The sequence below is a fragment of the Syntrophomonas sp. genome (genome assembly GCF_028707975.1).
Classification (GTDB): Bacteria; Bacillota; Syntrophomonadia; order Syntrophomonadales; family Syntrophomonadaceae; genus Syntrophomonas.
Genome location: NZ_JAQVZX010000125.1, coordinates 1 through 4,505, shown reverse-complemented (window position 1 = coordinate 4,505; position 4,505 = coordinate 1). Strand labels below are relative to the sequence as shown.

Here is a 4,505-nt window from a genome sequence, read left to right as displayed (position 1 = left end):
CGGAATACCCGGAGTATGTGGCGGCACGCTATCTCCTGCAATTTGCCAGCCATTTTAAGCCCATAGCACCGGATGCGGTTCCCGCCAATTCCATTCTCCGGGAATTTATCGGGGGAAGCTGTTTTAAAGTATAGAAAGACGGAAGGCGGAAGAGGATACGGTGATTTAGAGGGATTAGGAGTGAGGGGGTAATAACCCAGGCAGATCTCATAATGGAGGAAATCATGAAGAAGAAGGTACTGAAGCCGCGCATTCCGGTTGCTCTCAACCAACATGCCGGAACCCACAAGGATAAGAAGAAAGAAGCCAAAAAGTATGCCTGCCGCAAGAGCAGGCGAGAGATAAGATGATTATTTAAAAGCCTGTTGGTGTTTGTTTGAGGCCAATGGGCTATTTGTTTTTCTGAATAAAAGGAGTATCTGGGTAACATATAACTAGTCAATTAGCGGTTTTTCAGTAGTTTGCTATTGCAGCAAATCGGATTATGGTATTTTTTTGAAAAGGGCTGTGATATAATAAACATAGTAGTAATTTGGATGAAAGTAAGGGTCAAAGGAGATTAGAACTATGCCAGTCAAAAAGTATACGATAGAGGAAATCAAGGCTATTGTAGAACCGATTGCACGGAAATATGGAGTAGCACGTGTCTATCTGTTTGGCTCTTATGCTCGTGGAGATGTTAGTGAAAACAGCGATGTAGATTTTCGTGTAGATAAAGGGTCTCTTAAAGGAATGTTTGCTTTATGTGGCCTGTATACAGAAATTGAAGAAGCTTTACAGATGAAAGTCGATGTTTTGACAACGGGAAGTCTGGAAGATGATTTTCTGCAAAAAACCAAGAATGAGGAGATACTATTATATGCAGAATAATCGAAACGCTTATGTACTCCGGTGCATTATTTCCTATTGTAATGATATTTCAGAGACTATCCATCGCTTTGGAGAGGATTATAGTGTTTATAAACAGGATTCTGTTTATAAGAATGCTACAGCTCTTTGCGTTCTACAGATTGGAGAACTAACCACACATCTTACGAATGATTTTAAACAGAGCTATACTGGATACCTTGGACACAAATTAAGGCATTGCGTAATGTAGTTGCTCATAACTACGGTAAGATTGATGATGAAAGCTTGTGGGAGACCATTACAAGCGATATTCCGAAATTAAAAGATTATTGTTCTAGTATTATTAAACAGTTTGATTCTGATGCATAGGTTATCAATGAAATCAAAGATGAACATTTACGGGTATTTCAATAGATTGAAAGAACGCGCATCTAATATGATTGAGGGTGAAGCTGGGCTGGTTCATATGGTAGGAAAACATGACCCTGGCTATTACCAGGTTTTAAACCTGGTTTTTTTCTTTTGAAGGAAAAAGGGGTGTAAATGGAGAAATACACCATGATTGCAGATTAGCAGGGGGTATTATTTATGGAGGATAAAAAAATTCAAATCAACAAGGTTACGGTAAGCATTTTCAACGAAGACTATGTGGTAAAAGGGGATGAGAGCCCGGAATACATGGAAATGCTGGCCAACTATGTGGATCGCCGCATGAGAATGATTCAGCAGCGTAATTATAACCTTTCCAATACCAAAATAGCCGTATTAACGGCTCTCAACCTGGCTGACGAATTGAACAAGCTGCAGGAAGACTATGATGAATTGGTCAAAACCCTGGAAGAGGAGAAAAAGAACAGGATGGGATAATTGATGACCAACCGTGATGTGGCCCGGATCTTTGATCGAATAGCTGACTTGCTGCAAATAAAGGATGAAAATCCCTTTAAAATCAGGGCCTATCGCAAGGCTGCCGACTCCATCTACCACCTGGATGAAGATCTGACTTATATCCAGAAAAGTGGTAGGCTAGGGGATATTCCCGCTGTGGGCAAAGCGGTGCAGTCCAAAATTGAGGAGATGCTGGAAAAGGGCAGCTGCGAGTATTATGAGCGACTGACCCATGAAGTGCCGGAAGGCTTGCTGGACATGCTGGCCTTGCCCGGAATTGGGCACAAGACGGCAAAGCTGATATACGATGAATTGGGTATAGACAACCTGCCGGATCTCCTGAAAGCAGCCCGGGAAAAGAGGATAAGAACGCTTCCCGGTATGGGGGCCAAGACCGAATACAATATCAAAAAAGGCATGGAAATGCTAAAGGAAGCCAGCGCGAAGAGTACGCTGGGACTAGCCCTTCCCCTGGCGGAAGAGCTGCGCGATTATTTGCTGAACAGCAGGGTGGTGGAGGAAGCTGCTATTACTGGTAGTGTTCGCCGGGGCAAGCCTCTGGTCAGCGATGTAGATATTCTGGTGTCAAGCTGCTCATTTGAGGCAGTGCACCATGCGGTAAGCAGTTACAGAAGGCTGGAGGAAATCGAGAGCCTGGGTACTGACCACATAAAGGGCCGTCTTGGCTATAATTTAAATTTCGAAATAATAATTGTACCGCCAGCAGATTTTTTATCCCAGCTATTCTGGTCGACCGGCTCCAAAGAGCATATTAAAGAAATAAGAGAGCTAGGAGGAGAAGAGCAGGGAGGCGCTTTTTTCAGTGAAGAAGCGTTTTATGCAAGTATGGATATGCAGTATATATCCCCTGAACTTAGAGAAAATCGAGGGGAAATTGAAGCAGCCGGCAAAGGAGAGATTCCCCAGCTAATAGAACTAAGCGATATTAAAGGAGACCTGCATACTCATTCCCGTTGGAGTGACGGAGCTCATGAGATTGAGGAAATGGTGCAAGCGGCAAAGGATTCAGGCTATTCCTATTTGGCTATTACCGAACATTCCCGCTCCCTGCCGATTAGCAGGGGGCTCAATGAAGAAAGGCTTAAAGCCCAGGGAAAGGTCATTGAGGCTTTAAACGTGAATTTAGATGAATTTCGGGTATTAAAAGGTAGTGAAGTCGACATATTAAAGGACGGCAGCCTGGATTTTGATGATGATGTTTTGGAAGATTTAGATATTGTAATCGGGTCCGTACACAGTAATTTCAAACTGGAACGGGATAAACAGACTGAAAGAATAATCCGGGCTATTAAGAATGAGAAGGTAGATATAATCGGCCATCTCAGCGGGCGCTTGCTAAACCGCAGGCCAGGCTACGAAATTGACAGGGATAGGATACTGGAAGCGGCCGCTCGCAATCAGAAAATTATGGAAATCAACGCTCATCCAGATCGTTTGGATATAGATGAAGAAACGGCTAAAATAGCCAAAGATATGGGTATTAAAGTAGCTATAAACAGCGATGCCCATTCCAAACAAGACTTGAAATTGATGAAATACGGGGTAATAAATGCCCGTCGCGGCTGGCTGGAGCCGGCTGATGTGGTTAATAGCTGGGAACTTGTCGACTTACTGGACTACATTCAGAAAAAGCAGAGCTAGCTCTTTGAAACCTTTTAACCCTCCCCTTCTTTCCTTCCTGGCCCCAAGCCAAATAACCTTTATAAGCTATTACGAATAAAGCGGGAAGCTCATACCGAATAATAGAGCAAGAACTTCTATAATGAGGTGAAATATGTCCCCAGCTTCTTAAAGCGGCCGGGTTCCTATTAACAAAACAGACGGCGGGTTCTAATCCCCCGCCTCGTTGTAGCGCTGTGTGGAAACTGCTCCGCAGTTTCTTCCGATGCTTAAAAGGGGGAAATCGCGTGTTGATATTTGCTTTGCGGGCAGTAGGAATGTATTTTCTGGCTTTAATAATGATAAGGCTTTTGGGTAAAAGAGCTTTAGGGGAGCTGGGGCCTTTTGATTTTGTGGTCATGACCGGGGTAGGCCATACGGTGGTTTCAGTAGCCCTGGATAAAAGCCTTCCTTTTTATGAGGGCATTGTCATTCTGGTTACTCTCGCCTTGTTGGAATATATCATGGGTTACCTGGCCTTGAAGAATCAGACCCTGTCTCACTTAATAACCGGAAAACCGGTAATATTAATTGACAATGGGCAAATAGTAAAAGAAAATATGGCCAGGGAAAAATTCAATGCCGATGATCTCTTACAGGAACTTAGAAAACAGGGGATAAGAGAAATCGAGGATGTCGACAAGGGGATTTTGGAATCATGTGGGGGTTTTAGCGTAATTTTGAAGGAAGAAGATGAGCCGGTAACCCGCCGGGATCTGGGAATCAATCCCCACATACAATCGACAGTTTCAACTACCAGTACCGTCTCCAGAGCCGAATTCTTTGCCCGGCAGCAGGAGCCCTTATTGGCAAGAGAAGGAATTTCGTTACCCGGACTTTTGCAAAACATTGACCAGCGCCTGGATTTCATTTGTAGAAGAATGGACTTGCTGGAAGAAAGATGGCAGGAAACAACCGCTGATGAAAAGTGAACAAGCCGCAGGTGTTGCCCATGCGAAGGGCCCTGTCGGGCACAACTGATGCTCCCTTCGGTCGCTATTAAGGACGCTGGAGCGGTATATTTATGCAAGCTAATGCATATTTATAACTTTTTGCAGTGACATCAAGTTTGCAATTAAGCAAATTCC

At 43.8% G+C, this 4,505-nt stretch carries 6 protein-coding genes; all 6 read left to right on the top strand.

What is annotated here, in order from left to right:
- Nucleotides 1-224: 224 nt before the first annotated feature.
- The 6 genes from PHP87_RS10860 (at nucleotide 225) to PHP87_RS10835 (ending at nucleotide 4,349) form a co-directional block, all read left to right on the top strand.
- Nucleotides 225-350 carry a hypothetical protein gene (locus tag PHP87_RS10860; RefSeq protein WP_299921262.1) on the top strand — a complete coding sequence of 42 codons (126 nt, stop codon included), beginning with the start codon at nucleotides 225-227 and terminating at the stop codon, nucleotides 348-350.
- A 217-nt stretch (nucleotides 351-567) separates the two neighbouring features.
- Nucleotides 568-870 carry a nucleotidyltransferase domain-containing protein gene (locus tag PHP87_RS10855; protein ID WP_299921261.1) on the top strand — a complete coding sequence of 101 codons (303 nt, stop codon included), beginning with the start codon at nucleotides 568-570 and terminating at the stop codon, nucleotides 868-870.
- A gap of 216 nt (nucleotides 871-1,086) precedes the next feature.
- Entirely contained in the window at nucleotides 1,087-1,218 is a 132-nt protein-coding gene (locus PHP87_RS10850) for a HepT-like ribonuclease domain-containing protein (protein WP_299921259.1), read from the top strand.
- A 219-nt stretch (nucleotides 1,219-1,437) separates the two neighbouring features.
- The gene (zapA, locus tag PHP87_RS10845; protein WP_041427420.1) at nucleotides 1,438-1,716 is read left to right on the top strand and encodes a cell division protein ZapA; all 279 of its coding nucleotides are present in this window, start codon (nucleotides 1,438-1,440) and stop codon (nucleotides 1,714-1,716) included.
- Between the two features lie 3 nt (nucleotides 1,717-1,719).
- Nucleotides 1,720-3,399, top strand: coding sequence for a DNA polymerase/3'-5' exonuclease PolX (gene polX / locus PHP87_RS10840; protein WP_299921252.1), 1,680 nt, complete (start codon nucleotides 1,720-1,722; stop codon nucleotides 3,397-3,399).
- A 269-nt stretch (nucleotides 3,400-3,668) separates the two neighbouring features.
- Nucleotides 3,669-4,349: a DUF421 domain-containing protein gene (locus PHP87_RS10835; protein WP_299921250.1), complete on the top strand. Its 681-nt coding sequence runs from the start codon at nucleotides 3,669-3,671 to the stop codon at nucleotides 4,347-4,349.
- Nucleotides 4,350-4,505: the final 156 nt, after the last annotated feature.